The organism is Bradyrhizobium ingae (genome assembly GCF_055791185.1).
This window is the reverse complement of the sequence record NZ_JBVUBB010000001.1, coordinates 62,881-80,945: the sequence shown is the minus strand read 5'-3', so window position 1 is coordinate 80,945 and position 18,065 is coordinate 62,881. Positions and strand designations below refer to the sequence as shown.

General features: G+C 64.4%; 21 protein-coding genes and 1 tRNA gene. 8 read left to right on the top strand and 14 right to left on the bottom strand.

Annotated features, from left to right (window positions below):
- Positions 1–10: 10 nt before the first annotated feature.
- Positions 11–484 (bottom strand): hypothetical protein, encoded by a 474-nt coding sequence (locus ACV1FX_RS00430; protein WP_473115557.1) that lies wholly within the window; start codon positions 482–484, stop codon positions 11–13.
- Positions 485–544: 60 nt separating this feature from the next.
- Positions 545–1,039: a hypothetical protein gene (locus ACV1FX_RS00425; protein WP_473115556.1), complete on the bottom strand. Its 495-nt coding sequence runs from the start codon at positions 1,037–1,039 to the stop codon at positions 545–547.
- A gap of 314 nt (positions 1,040–1,353) precedes the next feature.
- Between ACV1FX_RS00425 and ACV1FX_RS00420 the strand changes: the two genes are divergently transcribed.
- Entirely contained in the window at positions 1,354–1,827 is a 474-nt protein-coding gene (locus tag ACV1FX_RS00420) for a hypothetical protein (RefSeq protein ID WP_473115555.1), read from the top strand.
- Between the two features lie 188 nt (positions 1,828–2,015).
- Positions 2,016–2,090: transfer RNA gene (locus ACV1FX_RS00415), tRNA-Thr, on the top strand.
- A gap of 28 nt (positions 2,091–2,118) precedes the next feature.
- Here ACV1FX_RS00415 and ACV1FX_RS00410 read toward each other — a convergent pair.
- From ACV1FX_RS00410 to ACV1FX_RS00400, 3 genes are all read right to left on the bottom strand, one after another.
- Positions 2,119–2,292 (bottom strand): hypothetical protein, encoded by a 174-nt coding sequence (locus ACV1FX_RS00410; protein ID WP_473115554.1) that lies wholly within the window; start codon positions 2,290–2,292, stop codon positions 2,119–2,121.
- 307 nt (positions 2,293–2,599) lie between these two features.
- Positions 2,600–4,441 carry an outer membrane protein assembly factor BamB family protein gene (locus tag ACV1FX_RS00405; protein WP_473115553.1) on the bottom strand — a complete coding sequence of 614 codons (1,842 nt, stop codon included), beginning with the start codon at positions 4,439–4,441 and terminating at the stop codon, positions 2,600–2,602.
- Between the two features lie 102 nt (positions 4,442–4,543).
- On the bottom strand, positions 4,544–5,260 hold the full coding sequence (locus tag ACV1FX_RS00400; protein ID WP_473115552.1) for a class I SAM-dependent methyltransferase: 717 nt from the start codon (positions 5,258–5,260) through the stop codon (positions 4,544–4,546).
- Between the two features lie 105 nt (positions 5,261–5,365).
- On the opposite strand from ACV1FX_RS00400, the gene ACV1FX_RS00395 reads away from it, so the two are divergent.
- Entirely contained in the window at positions 5,366–6,097 is a 732-nt protein-coding gene (locus ACV1FX_RS00395) for a dienelactone hydrolase family protein (RefSeq protein WP_473115551.1), read from the top strand.
- Positions 6,098–6,113: 16 nt separating this feature from the next.
- Here ACV1FX_RS00395 and ACV1FX_RS00390 read toward each other — a convergent pair whose 3' ends face one another.
- The 4 genes from ACV1FX_RS00390 to ACV1FX_RS00375 form a co-directional block, all read right to left on the bottom strand.
- On the bottom strand, positions 6,114–6,833 hold the full coding sequence (locus tag ACV1FX_RS00390) for a class I SAM-dependent methyltransferase (RefSeq protein ID WP_473115550.1): 720 nt from the start codon (positions 6,831–6,833) through the stop codon (positions 6,114–6,116).
- A 270-nt stretch (positions 6,834–7,103) separates the two neighbouring features.
- Entirely contained in the window at positions 7,104–8,801 is a 1,698-nt protein-coding gene (locus ACV1FX_RS00385; RefSeq protein WP_473115549.1) for a methyl-accepting chemotaxis protein, read from the bottom strand.
- Positions 8,802–8,972: 171 nt separating this feature from the next.
- On the bottom strand, positions 8,973–9,452 hold the full coding sequence (locus ACV1FX_RS00380; RefSeq protein WP_473115548.1) for a GNAT family N-acetyltransferase: 480 nt from the start codon (positions 9,450–9,452) through the stop codon (positions 8,973–8,975).
- Positions 9,453–9,538: 86 nt separating this feature from the next.
- Positions 9,539–9,703: a hypothetical protein gene (locus tag ACV1FX_RS00375; RefSeq protein WP_473115547.1), complete on the bottom strand. Its 165-nt coding sequence runs from the start codon at positions 9,701–9,703 to the stop codon at positions 9,539–9,541.
- A gap of 109 nt (positions 9,704–9,812) precedes the next feature.
- Between ACV1FX_RS00375 and ACV1FX_RS00370 the strand changes: the two genes are divergently transcribed.
- Both ACV1FX_RS00370 and ACV1FX_RS00365 read left to right on the top strand, forming a co-directional pair.
- Positions 9,813–10,220, top strand: coding sequence for a hypothetical protein (locus ACV1FX_RS00370; protein WP_473115546.1), 408 nt, complete (start codon positions 9,813–9,815; stop codon positions 10,218–10,220).
- Positions 10,221–10,510: 290 nt separating this feature from the next.
- A complete protein-coding gene (locus ACV1FX_RS00365; RefSeq protein ID WP_473115545.1) occupies positions 10,511–10,765 on the top strand; it encodes a hypothetical protein in 255 nt (84 codons plus the stop codon).
- A gap of 9 nt (positions 10,766–10,774) precedes the next feature.
- Here the strand turns inward: ACV1FX_RS00365 and ACV1FX_RS00360 are convergent, their stop codons facing one another.
- The 4 genes from ACV1FX_RS00360 to ACV1FX_RS00345 all read right to left on the bottom strand — a co-directional run bounded on the left by ACV1FX_RS00360 (position 10,775) and on the right by ACV1FX_RS00345 (position 13,207).
- Positions 10,775–11,014, bottom strand: a complete 240-nt coding sequence (locus ACV1FX_RS00360; RefSeq protein ID WP_473115544.1) for a hypothetical protein — start codon at positions 11,012–11,014, stop codon at positions 10,775–10,777.
- A 171-nt stretch (positions 11,015–11,185) separates the two neighbouring features.
- Positions 11,186–11,893 (bottom strand): outer membrane protein, encoded by a 708-nt coding sequence (locus tag ACV1FX_RS00355; protein ID WP_473115543.1) that lies wholly within the window; start codon positions 11,891–11,893, stop codon positions 11,186–11,188.
- Between the two features lie 288 nt (positions 11,894–12,181).
- Positions 12,182–12,604: a hypothetical protein gene (locus tag ACV1FX_RS00350; protein ID WP_473115542.1), complete on the bottom strand. Its 423-nt coding sequence runs from the start codon at positions 12,602–12,604 to the stop codon at positions 12,182–12,184.
- Between the two features lie 198 nt (positions 12,605–12,802).
- Positions 12,803–13,207: a His-rich protein BRANT gene (locus ACV1FX_RS00345; protein ID WP_473115541.1), complete on the bottom strand. Its 405-nt coding sequence runs from the start codon at positions 13,205–13,207 to the stop codon at positions 12,803–12,805.
- A 269-nt stretch (positions 13,208–13,476) separates the two neighbouring features.
- Here ACV1FX_RS00345 and ACV1FX_RS00340 point away from each other — a divergent pair, with 269 nt between their 5' ends.
- Together ACV1FX_RS00340 and ACV1FX_RS00335 are read left to right on the top strand one after the other, a co-directional pair.
- Positions 13,477–14,016, top strand: coding sequence for a tetratricopeptide repeat protein (locus tag ACV1FX_RS00340; protein ID WP_473115540.1), 540 nt, complete (start codon positions 13,477–13,479; stop codon positions 14,014–14,016).
- 111 nt (positions 14,017–14,127) lie between these two features.
- Positions 14,128–15,513, top strand: coding sequence for a serine hydrolase domain-containing protein (locus ACV1FX_RS00335; protein WP_473115539.1), 1,386 nt, complete (start codon positions 14,128–14,130; stop codon positions 15,511–15,513).
- On the opposite strand, the gene ACV1FX_RS00330 is transcribed toward ACV1FX_RS00335, so the two are convergent.
- On the bottom strand, positions 15,503–17,005 hold the full coding sequence (locus ACV1FX_RS00330; RefSeq protein WP_473115962.1) for a S10 family peptidase: 1,503 nt from the start codon (positions 17,003–17,005) through the stop codon (positions 15,503–15,505). The two genes, ACV1FX_RS00335 and ACV1FX_RS00330, sit on opposite strands and share 11 nt — an antisense overlap.
- A gap of 260 nt (positions 17,006–17,265) precedes the next feature.
- Here ACV1FX_RS00330 and ACV1FX_RS00325 point away from each other — a divergent pair, with 260 nt between their 5' ends.
- Entirely contained in the window at positions 17,266–18,045 is a 780-nt protein-coding gene (locus ACV1FX_RS00325; protein WP_473115538.1) for an NAD kinase, read from the top strand.
- Positions 18,046–18,065: the final 20 nt, after the last annotated feature.

Genomic DNA, 18,065 nt, shown 5'->3' with positions numbered 1-18,065 from the left:
GGTCTGGCGATCAGTAATAGCGGCGCAGCACGCGGTGGCCGTGGTAGTGGTACGGCGCGTAACGATAGCCATAGCGCGGGCCGTAGCCATAGTGCACGCGCGGCAGATAGCCGTAGCGCGGACCGTAGCCGTAGCGATACGGACGATAATACGGCCGGTGGTGATAGTAGGGATAGGCAGGCGCGACGGCCGCGCCATAGCCGTAAGACCGCGGGCCATAGTTCACGACGGCGTCTTCCTGGTAGGTCGGATAAGGCGCGAACGCGCCGGGGCCGGTGTAGGTCGGGCCCTGGTTGACGTAGTAATATTGCGTGCTCGGCTCGGCGAGGCGCTCAAAGCCCCAGCCACCGCAGCCGGAGTTGCAGCCCGAATAAACCGGTGCAACCGGTGCCACGCAGGGGCTCCAGCCGCAGGCCATGGCGGGCGCCGCCCCCACCACCATCACGGCTGCTGCCGCGACCAATCCTGAAATCATCTGACGCATTACTCTCTCCTGTAGATTTCCGTTTGTTTGGATTTTGCTTGGGTGTTGATCTGCCTGGACTTACCTGTGCAGCTCATGATTGCCCGGCGCCTCGGCGTGAGGTGACGGGCGGACACGACGATGCGGATCGACGTCGATTTGCGGCGCAAGGATCACCGGCGGCGGATTGGCTGGCACATCTACCTGAGGCGGCAGCGGCGCCGATTGCACGCCCCAGCTCCGGTAGTAGCTCTCGGCTGGTTGCGGCACCTTGCGGTTCGCCGGCGGCTCGATCTCGAGGCGGCCATAGCCGGGCTGCAATCCCATGCTTGGATAATAATGGCCGACATCGCTCGGCTGTCGCTCGCCGATGTAGCGCCCGCCGTAGATCGTGGGCTGCATCTGAACGTTCTTGGCCAGTCCCCATTCACCTTCGACGACGGCGTAGGACGCATCGATACCGTTGATGATGATGGGCACGCCGGGACGGCCTGGAATCACGATGTCGAAGCCCTCACCGGCAAGCGCCGTCGCGGGCAGTCCGACCAAAAGTGCAAGGAGCGCGACAGCGCGCATAAGAGGGCCCCGGATTAATCGGTCGAGAACCTATCCGATCGCCGCGGTCAGAGTGTTAAGGCAGGCTGCCGAAATTCCGGTAAGCCTAACGCGTAAGCATTGGCGGGCGCTCAAATGCACTCGCGGGCGCTATCGAAGCATTAACGGCAACTGCGCACTCGGTCCGTCGCACAAGGCCACTGCTGTGCGGTTGCGTGGCTGCAAGCAAACATCCTGCACGGGCTCACGTCGATGTGACCCCGCGGGCGACAAACCGCGGAACCACGGCCGGACGTCGTACTTACCCAAGGTCTCAACCACATGGAGCAAATGCCATGACGAGCCCCAAACTTCTTGGCGCGGCAGCCCTTCTCGCATCCGCGCTGGCAACACCTGCCTTCGCGCAAACCATGACCGACAATCCCCGCTGCACGGGCCTCTTCCAGGATCCCGCCTGCCAGGCCATGACACCTGGCACGGTCACTGACCGACACTATCGTCACCGCCACACCGCCTATCGACAGGCGAACCCGAATGATCAGACCGGCTTCTGGCCGGCCGATGCGGCAGGTGCAGCCGCCGGCGCCGCCGTCGGCACTGCGGCCGCGATCACCGGCGCGGCCGTTGGCACCGCGGGCGCTATCGCAACGGCGCCGTTCGGAGGCTGGAACAATTCCTATGCCTATTATGACCAGGGTGGCCCCGCCTGGCACGGCGACTGGAACAGCTACGCCGCCCGCAATGGCATCGTTTGCAGGCCCGGCACCTGGTTCAAGGGCGACGACGGCCGTCGGCACCTCTGCCAGTAGAACGTACGCTCTCAGACTAAATGGTTCAGGCGGCCTTCTGGCCGCCTGTTTTTTGACCGCTTGCAGTTTGGCGGCACCACCTTGGGACTTCGCCCGCGGGTTCTGGCACTTTTCAGACAAGTCTGATATTGCGACCGCACCCAAGCGGACCCGCCGGCGCTATGCCGGTGACGTTTTCCCGGAAAGTTGCCGGCTTAGCTCAGCGGTAGAGCAGCGGTTTTGTAAACCGAAGGTCGGGGGTTCAATCCCCTCAGCCGGCACCAGCCTCCTGGCCGAAGACTGCCCCTCGCCTCATCCGTCCGACCTGCCTGCACCGGCGACGCGATCACGCCGCAGGTCGGCTTCGAGATCGGTGACGATGTGCTGTAACAGACGCGCGGCGAGCGGGTCCGTCACCTCCTGCGCCAAAATCCTGTAGCGGGCGATCTCGCTTTCACGCTCGTCGAAACCTGCATCTGTGACCATCGCGGCACCCTCCAGCAGAACTGACGCAAAGGGCCCGCAGATCGTTTCGCTAAAATTTTCCGATCATTTTTCATGGTTCACAGCCTGTAAACAATGTCGACTGGCGTTCGTCCCACAGCAGGACGGCCCGAGGACAAGCATAAAAAAAGCGGCCTCAGCATCTGGGGGCCCTGGTGGAGGCTTAATGCTGAGGCCGCACGTCCGCGCCGGTGTTGAAGCGGCACCCCAGGAAGCTGCTCTGCTTCGCGGGTTCCCGCACTTGCCTATGTGAATCCGGCTGCGCCCTGCGCCCCGGGGCTAGCCAAGTTCAATTTCCCACCTCGAACGCCAGCAATACGTTGCCCGCCACGCCACTCCATTGGCCGTAACCGGAGTTGGTGTAGAGCATGCCGCCCGCGATCACCGGGCCCGGTCCGTCGATCGCACCGCCAGAAGCCGGAACACCGTTCACGGCCTTGTAGTCTCGCGAGGTGTCGAACTCCCAGAGCAGTTTCGCATCCGCGGTCGCATAGGCGCGCAAGTAACCGCTGACACCGCCGGAGAACACGACGCCGGGAATGACGCTGATCGCGGCCGACAGAGCTGGGCTGCATTGCGGGCGCTCGCCGCACGGCACGGGTGCCACCTCCATCGAAACTTTTCCAGTCGCAAGATCCAGTGCGAACAGCCCGCCGCCTTGCGTGGAGTCGAGCCGCCGCGTGCCGTCGCGCAGGAAGCGCACATCGGAGATCGCGACATAGATGCGGTCCTGGTCCGCTGCCGAGCCCCATTCGGTGCCACCGAGGGGACCGCCCTTCCCGATCCGGGTCTGCCAGAGGATCTTGCCTTCGCTGTCCGGATCGAGCGCATGCACGACGCCGGATTTCTGGCCGATGACGAGAACACGCTTGCCGTCGCGCAACTTCACCAGGATCGGCGACTGGCCGAAATCATGATCCGGGCCATGATCGTCAGGACAATTGGTCTGATCGGCCGTGAAGCAGGCCACGACGAAGGCGTCCTTCGGCGACGCCTGCTGCTTCCAGAGCAGCCGCCCGCTTGCAAGCTCGAACGCAAGCACCGCATCGCTGGTCGCGGCTGGCGGATTCGAATAGGAGTTGCTGGTCGCGACATAGATTGCGTTCCGCTCGGTGTCGATCGTCGGTGCGGACCAGATGGCGGCGCCGGACGGACCATAGAGTTGCGTGCCGCGCGCATTCCTCGTTGTCGGCTGCGGTACTTCGGGGATCGTGTAGGCCTTCCAGATCAGCTTGCCCGTCGCAGCCTCCAGCGCGACGAGGCTGCCGCGGAAGGTGCAGCACTCGTAGTTCGGCTGCGATCCGGCCAACTCCTCGATCGAGGAGACCGGCACGTAAAGCACGCCGGAATGGAGCACGGGGGCGCCGGTGATGCGGCCAGCCGGGTGCTCTTCAACATTCACTTTCCAGATCAGCGCGCCGGTCAGCGCATTGACGGCGTAGACGTTGGCGCGGCCATCGCCAAAGAACACTGCGAACTGATCCGTGCCCGGGACCCGCCCGAAGCTGATCGCCGCGCGGACCGCAAGATCCGAGGCAAATGTCCACACCGTGCAGCCGCTCTTCGCATCGAGCGCCCGCACCCTGCGATCGGCGCCGCCGACGAACAGCAGCCCGCCGACGACCGTCGGCTGCGCAAAGGCCAGCGTCGCTCCGGGAAATGCATACGCCCATTTCAACGTCAGATGCGGCACCTGCTCAGCCGTCAGCCCGGCCATCCCGGCCGGCTGGAAACGGCTGTTGTTGAGATCGGCGCCCCAGCCATTCCAGCGCGGCCCGTCGATGCTTTGCGGAAAGGCGGTGACGGTTTGCGTGCACCGGCCGGACGCGTCGGCCGTCGCAGCCGCGCCGCTCACCGCCGTCTTGCCGGAGACGAAGGACGCGATCGCCTTGCGCTCGTCGTCGCTGCGCCCCTGCACCATCGCCGCCATGCTGCCGGTGTTGAGCGCCGCCAGTACGTGCTCGAACGACATCGCCTGCAGTGCACTGCGCGGTGGTACCCGGCTCTGCGCGTCGCTGCTATCGTGGCATTGCGCGCAATGCGCGGCATAGAGTGCGGCGCCATCCTGCTGCGCGATCGCGGGGGCGCCGCAAGAGATCAGCAACAAGGCCACGATCGCGTTCAGCTTCATCGTTCACACCCCGGCAAGAGCAGCGAAGAGAAATCCCGTCACGCAAAGCGGAGTGTAGTGTGAAGCCGATGGAGAGGGCAACCGACGTTGCGGCGACATCAGTCACACAGCCTTCGCAATGTCCCCTGTCTCGCCGGCCAGATCGGTGAGGCGCCACAGCCCGAGGCTCTTGTCCCGCCAGCCGCCATCCCCCTCCTCGCAGTGCTCGTCGATCGTCTCCAGCGGCGCCGGCCAGCCGAACGGCGCCCGCTCGAGATTCAAGGCGCGCCAGTCGCCATCCTCGCAGTCCAAATTGGACTGCCATTCCGGAAAGGTGGTGGCGAGCAGGAAGCGCGCGCCGCTGGCGCGAAAACGTCCCACGGCGCGGGAGATGTTCTGAAAGCTCAGATGCACCAGGCAATCCCGGCACAGGATGAGGTCGGCCTGCGGCAGCTCATCGCGCGTAATGTCAGCGCGGATGAAACGGCCCAGGAGTTCGCCCTGCTCGACCTGCCGGCGGTTGGCTTCGATCAGCGACGGCACGATATCGACGCCGATATAATCGACATCGAGCCTGCATCTTCCGATCCAGCCTGCATCCCCGCAGGGCGCATCGAGCAGCGAACGCACACCAAGGCGTCGCAACAGGGGCGGCAGCGCGCCCCTGATCGCGGCGGTGGCCGGGTCCTCGGAGCCGAGCCCCGATACCGAGGTCGGAGCGCCCCACAGATTGGTCTGGATGATGCGCTCGAACCGCCCGGCAAGATCGAGACCGGCAAAGTTCTCGCGATCGGCAACGAAGCGCTGATGGGCGAGCACGGGCGGACGATCCGGGATCATCGGGCAAGGCCTCGAGAAAGATGTACGGCAAGTCAAATTTCCGTCGCAGGCGCACTATACAGGCGACGCTTCCCGATCGGAATCCTTCTTGAAGAGAGCCGAGTGATGATCACGCGACGAACCACTCTTGCAGGGCTGGCCTTGCTCTCGCTGTCGCCTGCGGCGCACGCCGAGCCCGGCAACGGCACCTTGACACGCTATGCCGCGGAGGTCTCCGGAAAGCGCCCCGCAGTGATTCTGCTGCACGGCTCGCGCGGCATCGAGCTCAGGCGGCGCGCCTATGAGCGGTACGCCGACGCGCTTTCGGCCAAGGGCATCGATGCCTATTTGCTCCGCTACATGACCGAGCGCGACGCGGAGACGCTGACCTCCAAGACCAGCACGAAAGCGAGCCGCGAGACTTTCGAGACGACACGGTTCGACGGCTGGTCGGACACGGTCTCCGCCACGGTGACAACCATCCTGGGGCAGCCCGACAGCTCGGGACGTGTCGGCCTGCTGGGCTTTTCGCTCGGCGGCTTCATCGCCGCCAATACGGCCGCGCGCGACGAGCGCATCGCCGCGCTCGCGGTGCTCTATGGCGGTATGCCCGATGCGATGGCCCGCAAGGTCAAGCACCTGCCGCCGATGATCGAGCTGCACGGCGAGGCCGACCAGAACGTTGCGATCGCGAACGGAAAGAAATTGATCGAGCTCGCCAAATCCGTCGGGGCGGAAGCCGAGTTCGTGCCCTATCCCGGCAAGCCGCACGGCTTTGACTTCTCCGACACCGATCCGATGACCGCGGATGCGATCGACCGCATCAGCCGGTTCTTTCAGGCAAGGCTCGCAGGCTGAATCACGCAAGCCCCGCTCAAGCCGGCTTCTGCCACTCCATGATGTGGAAATAGGGCACGCGGCGATGCATCGCGTTCCTTTCGGGATCACCGCCCGTGGGCTGAGGCTCGCTGAATAAGCGCAACTGCAGACCATGATCGAGCAGCAGCGTCATGTAGGTGCTCAGCGGACGGTGCCAGTTCTGGATCCGGATGCCGCGCCAGGCAATCCAGTTCGCCCGCTCGTCCATGTAGTGATCGATCGGGAAGCGCATGACGCCATCGCTGTCGCGGATCCATCCAACCGGCGGGCCGGCGGTGTTGAAGCTCGTCAAATTCGCGATCAGGAGCGTGCCGCCCGGCCGCAACGCCGCCACCATCTTCGCGATTCCCGTGCCGAGATCCGGTATATCGATCAGGCTGAGATAGCTGACCACCAGATCGAAGGACGTATCGACATCCATCGTTTCGGCGCGGCCGAGCCGATAATCGCCATGCGGGTCCAACTCTCTGGCGCGCGCGAGCAGCGCCTCGGTCGGATCGATGCCGGTAGTTGCGATGCCGGCGCGCTGCATGATGCGGCAGAAGCGCCCCTCTCCGCAGCCGACATCGAGCGCACGATGGAAGCCGCGTCCCTCGATCCGCGCCCGCATCGGCGCGTCCAGCACGAAGCGGCGGCCGTAGTCACCGTCGTCCCCCTGCTCCAGGATCCATGCGGAAGCGGAAGCAGCCCAGCCGTCGCCGACATCGTCGCTCATTGATGTCCCTCAGGAATGGATGTTGGCCGCTTGCTTTGCGGGGACGGCCATTAACCACACGTTGGATCGAAGTTCAACATGAGCTAGTTTGCGCACCGCATGCGCCCTTCCACCGCCCGAGAGAAAGCCAAGATCACCGCGGGTGCGGTCGCCGCCGTCGTTGCGACAGGCATGCTGTTCGCGGTCGTGTTGGCTCTTTTGTTGATTCCGCCATAAGCCGCGCGGCGCAACCGGCGGCGCGAGGCCGCCGGGTCATTGGTGCTGCCGGATTTAGCCGGCGCGCACCGTCGAGAGGAATTTGCCGACCTCGAGTTTCAGGCGGTTGCTGTCGGTCGCCAGCATTTTCGCGGTCGAGAGCACCTGCGAGGAGGCAGAGCCGGTCTCGGCGGCGCCGCGCTGAACGTCGCTGATGTTCGAGGACACCTGCTGGGTGCCGTGGGCAGCCTGCTGAACGTTGCGCGCGATCTCCTGCGTCGCAGCACCCTGCTCTTCCACCGCCGCGGCAATCGTCGAAGACACTTCCGACAGTCGCTCGATGGTCGCGGAAATCTCGCGGATCGCCGCCACCGAATCCTGGGTGGCGGTCTGGATGCCGGAAATCTGCTGGCTGATCTCGCCGGTCGCCTTCGCGGTCTGCTCGGCCAGCGACTTGACCTCGGAGGCGACGACCGCAAAGCCGCGGCCGGCCTCGCCTGCGCGCGCGGCCTCGATGGTGGCGTTGAGCGCGAGCAGATTGGTCTGGCCGGCAATCGTGTTGATCAGCTCGACCACGTCGCCGATCCGCGTCGCGGCGGTCGAGAGCTCGCTGACCCGCTCGGTCGTGGTGCGCGCCTGTCCCACCGCATCGATCGCCATCCGCGCGGATTCCTGCACCTGGCGGCTGATCTCGTTGACGGAAGACGACAGCTCCTCGGTCGCGGTTGCGACCGACTGGACGTTGCCGGTGGCTTCACCCGAAGCCACCACGACGACCGACGTCAGTTGCTGCGCGCGCTCCGCCGTGGTCGCAAGCGTCGAAGACGACGCTTCGAGTTCGGTTGAAGCGGAGCCGACGGTATCGATGATCTCGCCGACCGTGCGCTCGAATCCATCGGCGAGGTCGACCATGTCGCGGCGGCGCTGCGCGGCGGCCTGCCGCTCGGCGTCCTCCTGGGCCTTCTTCAGCCGCTCGACCTCGAGCGCATTGGTCTTGAAGATCTCGACCGTCTTCGCCATCTCGCCGATCTCGTCGCGGCGATCCTTCTCGGGCACGTCGGTTGCGAGATCGTTGCGGGCCAACCCCTCCATCGCGAGCTTGAGCCGGGCGATCGGCTGCGACATCGCCTTGAGGCCGATGAAGAGCGCGATCACGACACCGAGAAGCAGGCCGGCCGCGCTGACGCCGATCATGGTACGGGTCGAAGCGCTGGCCTGCGCCTCGATCGCCTGCTTGCGCTTGGTTACCCGTTCGGCCGTCTGCGCTGCGAAAGTCGCGATATCGGCCAGCGCCGCGTCCATCACTGGATCGCACTCCTTGTGGGCGCGGTCGGCGGCCTTGGCGTTTTCCTCCGCGGTGCTCGCCTTGGCGCCGGCCTCGAGGACCGGATCGCACGCGGAAAAGACGCCCCTCAGCTTATCCCCGATGGCGCGGATGTCACCGGCGCGGGCGCTGTCCTCCGCGATCGCACTGTCGAGAAAGCCTCCGATCGCGTCGCGGTTCTCGCGCGCCGTTTTGAGGCGCCTCGCATTTCCCGCCTCGGTCGTCTCGGTCAGCACGGCATAGAGCGCTGCATGATACGTCTCCACGCGACGTTGCGCGCGAGTGAGGCCGAGCGCCGCAGATTGCGAGCCCGTCAGCTCCGCGAAATTGTCCACGGTCGAGGAGAGCTGGACGGCGCTGAACGCCGCCACGCCCAGGAGCGCACAGCCGAGCACCGTAACGATCAGGCCGACCTTCAAGACAATCTTCAAATTATTCAAAAAGCCCATTGCAACCCATCCGATTGGATTCGTTCACCAGCGTTCCCGAAGTAGAACCCAATGGAACCCATGGACGTTAAAATTTGATACAATATGCCGCGCGTAAAATTACGGGAGAATGGCTTTTGACCGCTGCCTTGTAAGCTTCACGTAAGATTTCTATGACTGCAGCGACATCGACTAGATCGTGCGCGACATAAAAGCGGTTCGTCCGAAGCCCTTCCAGTCGGTGTGCTCGACGAGCTCCCAACCGAGCCGCTGGTAGAACCCCGCAGCACTGGTCGTGTAGAGGAAGATCCGCGTAAAGCCGCGCAGGCGGGCGTGGGCCTCGATCGCGCGCACCAGCACGGCTCCGGCTCCATGCCGCCGATGCTCGGGCGCGACGAACAGTCCTGCAAGCCACGGCGAGACCCGATGGTTGGGCTCGATCTCGGAGGGTACCAGCAGGCAGGTGCCGACCGGCACATTTCCGCGCTTGGCGATCAGGGCCACCTGCCGCGTCTGATCGCCAGCGAAAGTATCGAGCGAGCGCCGCTCCTGCTCGACGCTCGCCTCAAGCACCGAGAAAGTGTCTGCGCGCCAACGCGCGCAAATGTCGATTTCGGGCGTGCCAGGGTTGACGACGTAGGTCTCTATCCCGGCCGTATCTATCTCGATCATGGCGCCGATAAGAGCCGAAGCCGCATGAATGCGCAAGCTGTGCACGGAAACGACTACAGCCTGGACGTGGGCACCGATCGATAGGCTCAGGTCGGGGACGCTTCCGCCCCCTCCTCGTGGCGCTCCTGCGCGCGCGCAAGCTCATCGGCAAATTTGAGCACGAGACGCCGCTTGTCGGGTGGCAGCAACAGGAAGGCACGCACCAGTCTCAAGCCCTCGGCCTCTTCCGGCCATTCATCTTTCGATTCCATTGCCGCATTTTCGGGCGATCGGGAAAAATATGCAATCCCCTGCAAGCTCGCACGCCTTGATTCGGAGCAGCCGGTTTGCTGAAATAGGATGCGCGCGTAAAGGTGGACCATGAAGTGGATCAAGGAACGCGATGCGCTGATCGCGCAGACATTGGCCTTTGTTCAATCGGTGACCGGGCGGAAGGACGAGTCGCTCCTGACGGGGTCTGCTTCCGTGCCCCCTCCGGTCGCAGTGGAGGTCACCTCCGTGGTGGTGATCGAAGAGGTCCGTGAGGTCGACCAGGCGCCGCAGCCGCAGGCGGCGCCCCCTCCCCAGCCCCAGCCCTTCCAGGTCGCGCCGCCCAAAAGATCGGGCGATTTCCGCAGCGAAGTGCAGGCCAGGGTTGCCAATTTCCGGAAGCATCAGGAGCGTTTCGAGCGCGAGCGCGAGGAGTTTTGCCAGTCGACCCTCGCCAAGGCCAGGGATGCCATCCACAATCCCCCGCCCCGGCCACCGGCCGGGAGATCAGGCCATTAGAGCCAGGTCCAGACCAGCAGCAGATTGGCCGCACAGGCACCGAAGAGCGCCAGCGTAAGCGGCAGGAGCATGTGCTCGCAGGAGGTTTTCAGGCCGGTCGTCATGGCCAGAAACATCCGCTGATTCCAGCCTGGGAGTCCCAGGGATTCTTTTTTTTGGGATTCAGGACTCGTTTACGACTCACGGCACCACGCTCCGTTCACGGATCCGTGATGTCGGACCGTCCGGTGACGTCAGGCTGAAACCCTCAATCCGCTCGAGCGTTAACGCCCTTCCGAAAGGCGGGATCGATGCCGTACGCGCTGTTTTGCAACGACGCCCAACTCAGCAAGGCCTACCCAAGCGAGGCCGATGTCTGGAAAATTGCGCAGCAAAGCGGCCTGGTCGTGGACGTCGCCAGCGACGAGGGCAGACCGGGGCCGCGCCGCGTCCTGGACAACGACTATGAGATCAAGCCGTGCCGCATTGGTCCCGGCGAGGATCCTGCCAAGAACAAGGCAGATGCGGAGCGGCAATCCAGAGTGGAGCTGCAGTTCAATTCGTGAAGACGCGCTTCAGGGCGTCGCAATCGCCAGCGACGCCTGCTCGCCCGACAACACGATGCAGGCCTTGCGCCGATGCAGGCCGCGGATCGCGCCGGTCACCTTCAGCACCCGGCCCGGCCCGCAGGAGAAATCCTGCACGAAGGCCACTTCGTAGGGCGCCAATACCAGCGGTTCGGATTTGAGGATCGTCTGTGCCGAGCACGGCAGCGTGACGAATAACGAGATCACCACCGACGCCAAGATACGCATGTTCGTCATCCCACCCAGCCCGGCAATCACATAATTACGCGTCCCGGCGCGTGTTCCGTAAGTGGCAAAAATTATTTTTGCTTTACTGCACGCCCATGACGCTGGTGAGACCAGCCTTGCAAAAACGAGGCCGGCGAAGCCGGCCTCTGCAGTCAGTCGCTGATGTCGGGATCAGTAGCGGGAGGCCGCAGGCCCACCCCAGCCGAAGCGGTAGTTTACACCGACCTTGACGGTGTGCTCGTCATCCCGGCCCCGGACGCCGACGACGTCGGCCGGCCCGGCGGTGACGGTGGTGCTGCCGAAATTATAGTACTGGTACTCGGCCTTGGCCGACCAGTTCGGCGCGAACATGTATTCGAGGCCGGCACCCACGGTGTAACCGTCCTTGTTGTTGCCGGTGGTGCTGACCGCGGTAGGCACGCCGCCGACGCTGGCGCCGAAATTGTTGTTGCGCCAGGCGTAACCGCCCTTGGCGTAGAGCAGCCCCGGGCCCCAGGTGTAGCCGACACGGCCCGTCACCGAGCCGAGCTGGTCGGTGTTGGAGGTCACGACCGTACCACCCGGAAACAGGGCGCCATTCTTGTTGGGCGGCAGCCAGGAATACTGAGCCTCGAGACCCATCACCCAGTTGGGCGCGAACTGGTAATCGAAGCCGCCCTGCACACCACCGAGGAAGCGGGCATCGCTTGACTGGAAGGTGTTGTCGCCTGCAAACGCACCGCCGACATGGCCACCGATATAGAAGCCGGTCCAGTTATAGATTGCCTGTGGCGGCGTATAGGCCGGAGCCTTGGTGTAGGGCCGCGCCTGTATGTCGGCTGCGGCGGCTGGTGCTGCCAGCGCGAGCACGGCGGCTGCGCCAAGCAAGAACGTCTTCATGGATGATCCCCGTTATCTCGAATTCACCCTCAGCAAACAACTTGGCCTGAATTTGGTTGCTTCGCGGCGATGCCGGAGCCTTGATCGTTCGGTGCCGTGACGAGGCCGCAACAGCGGCTTTTTGTTCCCTGGCGTTCCCACCTCACGACAAAATTTTTCGCTCGCGCGCAAACTGCCGTAGTGGTTTGTCGCCAGCCCTGACGGCCTCGTTCAATGCTCCCCGAAATGTGATCAGCGGCTTCCAGCTATCGCTAATCCTAGCAGGCGCCGGTGAAGACGCGCTTTGCGCTATCGCGTCATCTTTTCCAGTTCTGGAAAGGGTGCGTAAACCGCACCCGCGCACATCTCCCCGGCCCGCTCGGTGACCCGGTCGGCGCGTCCATTGACGTAAACGATCGCTCGCTCGCGCATGCTCCTGTAGCTGCCGTCGCTCTCGCGCGGGGTGAAGTGCAGGCAGCTCACATAGAACAGCCGGCCACCGACCGTGCGCAGCACCGGATCAGCCATCGCGGCATCGCGTATGCCGACCGGATCGTTCAGATAGCTATGCATGATGGCGAGCGCCTCGCTGCGGAAATTGTCCGGAAACGGCTGCTGCACTGGATTTCCCGCATCGTCCACCAGCGACGGCCGGCCGCCGTCGCTGCCGAAGCAGGCCGCAAGCAATAGCGGCAGCACGAAGATGCTCGCACGTTTTGCCAATCCCCCCACGACTCCCCTCTCTCGACCGGACGCAAAGCCGTTCTAGCCGCAAGGTCGCGCCGAGGGAATTCGCTTCTCGCCCCCGAAACGGCTAACCGGCCCGCCGCCATCGTTCACGCTTTCGCGAGGTGCGATGACAGTCGGGCCGGCCTGAACCCTGCGCGCGGTGGCGGGGCAATGTGGGTCGCCACCGCGCGGGATCAGTCGTTAGCTGCGCTTCTCGGTCGTCACCGGCGCGCCCGGCTTGGTCACGTCAGGCTGGGCTTTCGGTTGCTTCTTGGCCGACAGCAGCTTGTGGTGATGACGATGCTTGTGGACCGACTTGTGCTCGCTCGGGGTGATCGCAGCGTTGGCGTTCATGGCCTTCGTCTTGGTGTCGAGCTTGGCATCAGCCTTCGCGTCAGTCTTGATGCCGGTCTTGGCGTCAGACTTGGCGTCAGACTTGGCATCCGCCTTGATGTCGGCCTTGGTGCCGGTGTTCGACGCCTTGGTCTGCGTCTGCTCCGACTTGATCACCGGGGCCTGCGTCGTGGTCTTGCCGGCCTCCGCGGCGAAGGCCGGAGCGGCGATGACGGAAGCGGCGATGAAAGCTGCAGAAATCGTCTTCAACATGGTGGTCTCCTCTTGGAAGGATCTTGAGGCGGCGCCCTCTCGCCAACCCTTCGATCATGGAGCAGACGTTAGGCGGGGCGCGCTGAACCCATTCTGAAGCGCGTCAATGGCTTCCATTCATCTCGATGACATCTTTGTCATGTTTCGGCAGAGGACCCGACCGTGGTCGTCCGAGAATAAGCCGGGCGGCCGGGAATGTTTTTGCGACCCGGGTGTTCCCGTCTTGAGGCAATCGTGTAGGATCGCCGCGTTCCATACGGGAGAGATAGATGCGCAAACTTTCAATGCTTCTGGTGCCGGGACTTGTCTCGATGGCCTTGGCCACAGCCCCGGTGCTGACCAGCGCCTATGCAAACGGTAGCGACGAGCCCTCCTCACCGCCCAAATCGGATACGTCGAGCAAGAAAAAGAAGAAGAGCTCCTCGGTCAGCGATCCGAAATTCCTCGCCGCCTATCGCATGGCCTACACCACGATCTACGATCGTCACGACTATGCGAGCGCGATCGACCAGCTCAAGTCGCTCAAGCGCAACGACGTCGCGGACGTCGTCAACCTGATCGGCTATTCCTACCGCAAGCTCGGCGACTACAAGCAGTCGCAGACCTATTACGAGCTCGCGCTCAAGGACGATCCGAACCACGTCCGCACCTGGCAGTATTACGGGCTCTGGCAGCTCGAACAGGGCAACCGCGAACAGGCGCAGTATCATCTGAACAAGATCGCCTCGCTCGCGGGCACCGGCAGTGAGGAGTATCGTTCGCTCGCCGCTGCGCTCGACAAGCCGACGGGCGCGACGCTGGTCTACTGATCACCGCTTCACCGCAAAGATGAATGAACCGGCGCAACCCTCGGGGGTTGCGCCGGTTCTGTCTTGTCGGCTAGCCTGCGCCAAGAACTTCTGCTTCGTACGTGGTGGGCAATGGATGCGTGGTTGCGAGCCGCTATCGACTACATCGGCTCATGGATCGAGTTTCAACTGATCGGATCGCAGCAGCCGGGCCTCATCATCGCGATCGCGCATCGCGGCGAAGTCGTCGCCGAGCACGCGTTCGGCCTTGCAAATCTCGACACCGGCGAGAAGCTGACGCCGCGACACCGCTTTCGCATCGCCTCGCATTCCAAGAGCTTCACCGCTGCCGGCGTCCTGAAATTGCGCGAGCAGCGCAAGCTTCGGCTTGACGATCCCGTGGGCCAATATGTCGGCGGCCTCCATCCGCGCGTTGCCGAGACGACGATCGCACAGTTGCTCTCCCATAGCGCAGGCCTCACGCGCGACGGCGCCGACTCCGGTCAGTTCATCGACAGCCGTCCCTATCTCAACGAGAAGGAGCTGTTGGCGGAACTGCGAACGCCCACCGCGATCGAGCCCGGCACGCGCTTCAAATACTCCAATCACGGCTTTGGCCTGATCGGGCTTGTGATCGAAGCCGTCACGAAAGAGCCCTACGCCGCCTGGATCAAACGCGAGATCATCGCGGCCGCCGGCCTTCGCGAGACCGAACCGAACGCGCCGCTTGGCAAGGGCACGCCGTTCGCCCGCGGCCACACGCGCAAGCTGCCGCTCGGTGAGCGCGGCGTGATCCCCGGCGACAACCCCACACACGCGATGACATCCGCCGCGGGCTTCGTTGCGACCGCCGCCGATACCGCCCGCTTCTTCGCGCAGCTTACGCCCAACGCAAGGAAGAGCGTGCTGTCGGTCGCAAGCCGGCGCGAGATGACGCGGCATCATTGGCGCATTCCGCAGAGTTTCGAGTGCTATTACGGCCTCGGCGTCAACGCCAGCAGAGACGATGGCTGGGACTGGTTCGGTCATAGCGGCGGCTTTCAGGGCTACGTCTCGAGGACCTGCTCCATTCCGGCCTGCGAGGTCGCGATCACGATGCTCAGCAACTGCATCGACGGCGCTGCGCCGATCTGGATGGACGGCGCGATGCAGATCCTGCGTGCGTTCCAGAGCCGCGGGACGCCTGACCGGCGGTCACGCGACTGGACCGGCCGCTGGTGGACGATCTGGGGCGCTGTCGACCTCGTACCGATGGGCAACCGCGTCGTGGTCGCCAACCCGCAATTCAACAATCCCTTCATGGATGCGGCCGAGATCGAAGTCACCGGCCGCGATTCCGGCACCTTCGCCACGGCCGCCGGTTACGCCAGCTACGGCGAGCCGGTGCGCCGTATCCGCGACAAGCGCGGCAAGGTCCGCGACATCTGGCTCGCCGGCATCAACGTCAAGCCGGAGAGCGTCATCGCCCGCGAGATCGCGCGCAAATATGCGCCGCGGAAACGCCGGCCTACTGCTTGATCAGCGCCTCGACCTCGGCACGAAACGCCTGCCGCGAGCCATCGCGCGAATAGAACATGTGGCCGCCCGGATAGACCACGAGTTTCACCCGCGGCGCCGACGCAAAGCCCGGCAACTGGTCGAGTGCGATTTGCGAGCCGAAATAGGGTGTCGCCAGATCGAACAGGCCATGCCCGACCAATACCGTCATCTTCGCGTCCGTTGCGAGGATCTGGCGCAGCTCCGACAGCGACTGCGCGGGATTGATGCCGTGGCCGAAATCCCAGGCCCGTTCGACGGCGCCGTTGAGCACCTCATAGGAGCCGTCCGGCCGCCAGTTCAGCTTACGCGTGAGGAGGTCGACGGCAGCACTGGTGAGCGGTGCCTGAAGCGTGTCGCCCGAGGGATCGCCGAAGCGGGAGCTGCTGGAATCCGGATAGGGATCGAAGCCACGCACGGAGGCATCGTAGCGGCCCGTCACCTTGCCGTTCTTGCGATCGAGCTCGCGGCGGAATTCGCCGACGTCGAAGCGGCCCGCTAGCCTGCGGCTCACCGCCTGGTCGATTCCCGTCAGCGTGGCGACCTTGTCGGCCAGTCGCGTGGCCGACTCCCTGTCTGCCTCGCCTTTGACGAGGTCGGCCAGGAACTCGCCGCGGGCGTAAGCTTCCACGTCGGCGAGATCGGCCCGCTTCACCGGCCCTTTGGCTTCGCGCACGGTCGCGACATAGCTCGGCAGCGTTGCGACATATTGCAGAAGGCTCGTGCCGCTGAACTCGCGGAAATCGAACAGCGGCGAGATCATGATCAGGCCCTTGACGCCGACGCCCTGCTGCATCTGCAACTGGCGCACGACCTTCGGCCCGCGAATGCCGCCATAGCTTTCGCCCGCAACAAATTTCGGCGACAACAGCCGGTCGTGCTTCTCGAGCCAGCGGCGGATCACCAGCGCCAGCGCGCTGACGTCGCCATCGACGGAATAGAACCGCCTACGGACATCCTCGCCGGTCGCCACGAAGCGGCTATAGCCGGTCCCGACCGGATCGATGAAGACGAGGTCGGTGAAATCGAGCCAGGTCTCCGCGTTGGGCTTCACCTCCGGGGAGGTCGATGGCGTGACCTCGTCTGCATTGATCGGCAGCCGCCAGGGACCGGCATTGCCGAGCTGCAGCCAGGCCGACGATGCGCCGGGCCCGCCGTTGAAGAAGAACGTGACCGGGCGCGTTGCGCGGTCGGTACCGTCGAGCTGATAGGAGGTGTAGGCGATCTCGGCCTGCGGCTCGCCCTTGTCGTCGAACAGGCGGATGGAGCCTGCGGTCGCAGCGAAGGCGAGCGTCCGCCCGGGCAGCTCGAGCGTTTGCCGGGTGGTCGAGTCCGGCGGCAGGCGATGCTGCTCGGCCGCGGACGGCGTGCTCGGCGTCTGGCCGGCGCGCGCCCCCGGACCACCCTTCTGTCCAGCCGGCGTCGCGGCATCGGGACGCTGCGGCGGGTCGTCCGCGCGAGCCGGGCCAAGCATGGCAAAGGCGAGGAGCGCTAGCAAAAGCCCTCCGCGGCGAAGCGCCGGCGATGTGATGGTCACGCTGCTCACTCCCTGTTATCCGCTACAAGCTGTAGCACAAGATTGCGACAAAGGCGCGGCATCACGGCGTATTGACCGTTTGCCATTGACCGTTTGCCATGGCGCGGGGTCACGCTCGACAACAACGGCCGAGGTCGTATAGACGACCTCGGCACATCTTTTCGAGCCGGCCAGCCCCTTTCGAGCCCCGCGATTTCATGACAAAGCCCAAGCGATATGATCGGATCGCCTTCGTCGCCAGCGCGGGCCTTGAGGCCCAGGACGCCTATGCTCAGTTGACCAAGCTGTACGGCAATTGCACCCCCGATGAGGCCGACGTGGTCGTGGCGCTTGGCGGCGACGGCCTCATGCTGCAGACGCTGCACCAGAACATGCGCACGGGAAAGCCGATCTACGGCATGCACCGCGGCACGGTCGGCTTCCTGATGAACGAATTCTCGACGGTCGATCTGCGCGTGCGGCTCGAGGCCGCACATGTGTCCGTGATCCATCCGCTGCTGATGCGCGCCACCGACGTGCAGGGCGCGGTGCACATTCATCACGCGATCAACGAGGTCTATCTGTTCCGGCAGACCTATCAGGTGGCACGGCTCAAGATCCTCGTTGACGAACGCGAGCGCATGCCCGAGCTGATGGCCGACGGCATCATTCTGGCAACGCCGGCCGGCTCGACCGCCTACAACCTGTCTGCGCAGGGCCCGATCCTGCCGATCAACGCGGCCCTGCTCGCACTGACACCGATCAGCGCCTTCCGCCCTCGCCGCTGGCGTGGCGCCCTCCTTCCGAACACGGCCTATGTCGTGATCGAGGTGTTGGAAGGCGAGAAGCGCCCCGTAGCGGCGGTGGCCGACCATGACGAGGTGCGCAACGTCAGCCGCGTCGAGATCCTCTCCGACCGGAGCATCTCGATGCGGATGCTGTTCGATCCCGGCCACAGCCTGGAAGAGCGGATCCTGCGCGAGCAGTTCGGCTATTAGCATCAGCCGCGGCCGGTCGC

Bases quoted from the DNA above. Each gene is read 5' to 3' on its own strand.
- ACV1FX_RS00400 (WP_473115552.1), bottom strand. From the start codon at position 5,260: ATGATCCCGGATCGTCCGCCCGTGCTCGCCCATCAGCGCTTCGTTGCC.
- ACV1FX_RS00425 (WP_473115556.1), bottom strand. From the start codon at position 1,039: ATGCGCGCTGTCGCGCTCCTTGCACTTTTGGTCGGACTGCCCGCGACG.
- ACV1FX_RS00420 (WP_473115555.1), top strand. From the start codon at position 1,354: ATGACGAGCCCCAAACTTCTTGGCGCGGCAGCCCTTCTCGCATCCGCG.
- ACV1FX_RS00340 (WP_473115540.1), top strand. From the start codon at position 13,477: ATGCGCAAACTTTCAATGCTTCTGGTGCCGGGACTTGTCTCGATGGCC.
- ACV1FX_RS00390 (WP_473115550.1), bottom strand. From the start codon at position 6,833: ATGAGCGACGATGTCGGCGACGGCTGGGCTGCTTCCGCTTCCGCATGG.
- ACV1FX_RS00370 (WP_473115546.1), top strand. From the start codon at position 9,813: ATGAAGTGGATCAAGGAACGCGATGCGCTGATCGCGCAGACATTGGCC.
- ACV1FX_RS00405 (WP_473115553.1), bottom strand. From the start codon at position 4,441: ATGAAGCTGAACGCGATCGTGGCCTTGTTGCTGATCTCTTGCGGCGCC.
- ACV1FX_RS00335 (WP_473115539.1), top strand. From the start codon at position 14,128: ATGGATGCGTGGTTGCGAGCCGCTATCGACTACATCGGCTCATGGATC.
- ACV1FX_RS00345 (WP_473115541.1), bottom strand. From the start codon at position 13,207: ATGTTGAAGACGATTTCTGCAGCTTTCATCGCCGCTTCCGTCATCGCC.
- ACV1FX_RS00365 (WP_473115545.1), top strand. From the start codon at position 10,511: ATGCCGTACGCGCTGTTTTGCAACGACGCCCAACTCAGCAAGGCCTAC.
- ACV1FX_RS00355 (WP_473115543.1), bottom strand. From the start codon at position 11,893: ATGAAGACGTTCTTGCTTGGCGCAGCCGCCGTGCTCGCGCTGGCAGCA.
- ACV1FX_RS00330 (WP_473115962.1), bottom strand. From the start codon at position 17,005: ATGCTTGGCCCGGCTCGCGCGGACGACCCGCCGCAGCGTCCCGATGCC.
- ACV1FX_RS00360 (WP_473115544.1), bottom strand. From the start codon at position 11,014: ATGCGTATCTTGGCGTCGGTGGTGATCTCGTTATTCGTCACGCTGCCG.
- ACV1FX_RS00395 (WP_473115551.1), top strand. From the start codon at position 5,366: ATGATCACGCGACGAACCACTCTTGCAGGGCTGGCCTTGCTCTCGCTG.
- ACV1FX_RS00375 (WP_473115547.1), bottom strand. From the start codon at position 9,703: ATGGAATCGAAAGATGAATGGCCGGAAGAGGCCGAGGGCTTGAGACTG.
- ACV1FX_RS00325 (WP_473115538.1), top strand. From the start codon at position 17,266: ATGACAAAGCCCAAGCGATATGATCGGATCGCCTTCGTCGCCAGCGCG.
- ACV1FX_RS00380 (WP_473115548.1), bottom strand. From the start codon at position 9,452: ATGATCGAGATAGATACGGCCGGGATAGAGACCTACGTCGTCAACCCT.
- ACV1FX_RS00430 (WP_473115557.1), bottom strand. From the start codon at position 484: ATGCGTCAGATGATTTCAGGATTGGTCGCGGCAGCAGCCGTGATGGTG.
- ACV1FX_RS00410 (WP_473115554.1), bottom strand. From the start codon at position 2,292: ATGGTCACAGATGCAGGTTTCGACGAGCGTGAAAGCGAGATCGCCCGC.
- ACV1FX_RS00385 (WP_473115549.1), bottom strand. From the start codon at position 8,801: ATGGGCTTTTTGAATAATTTGAAGATTGTCTTGAAGGTCGGCCTGATC.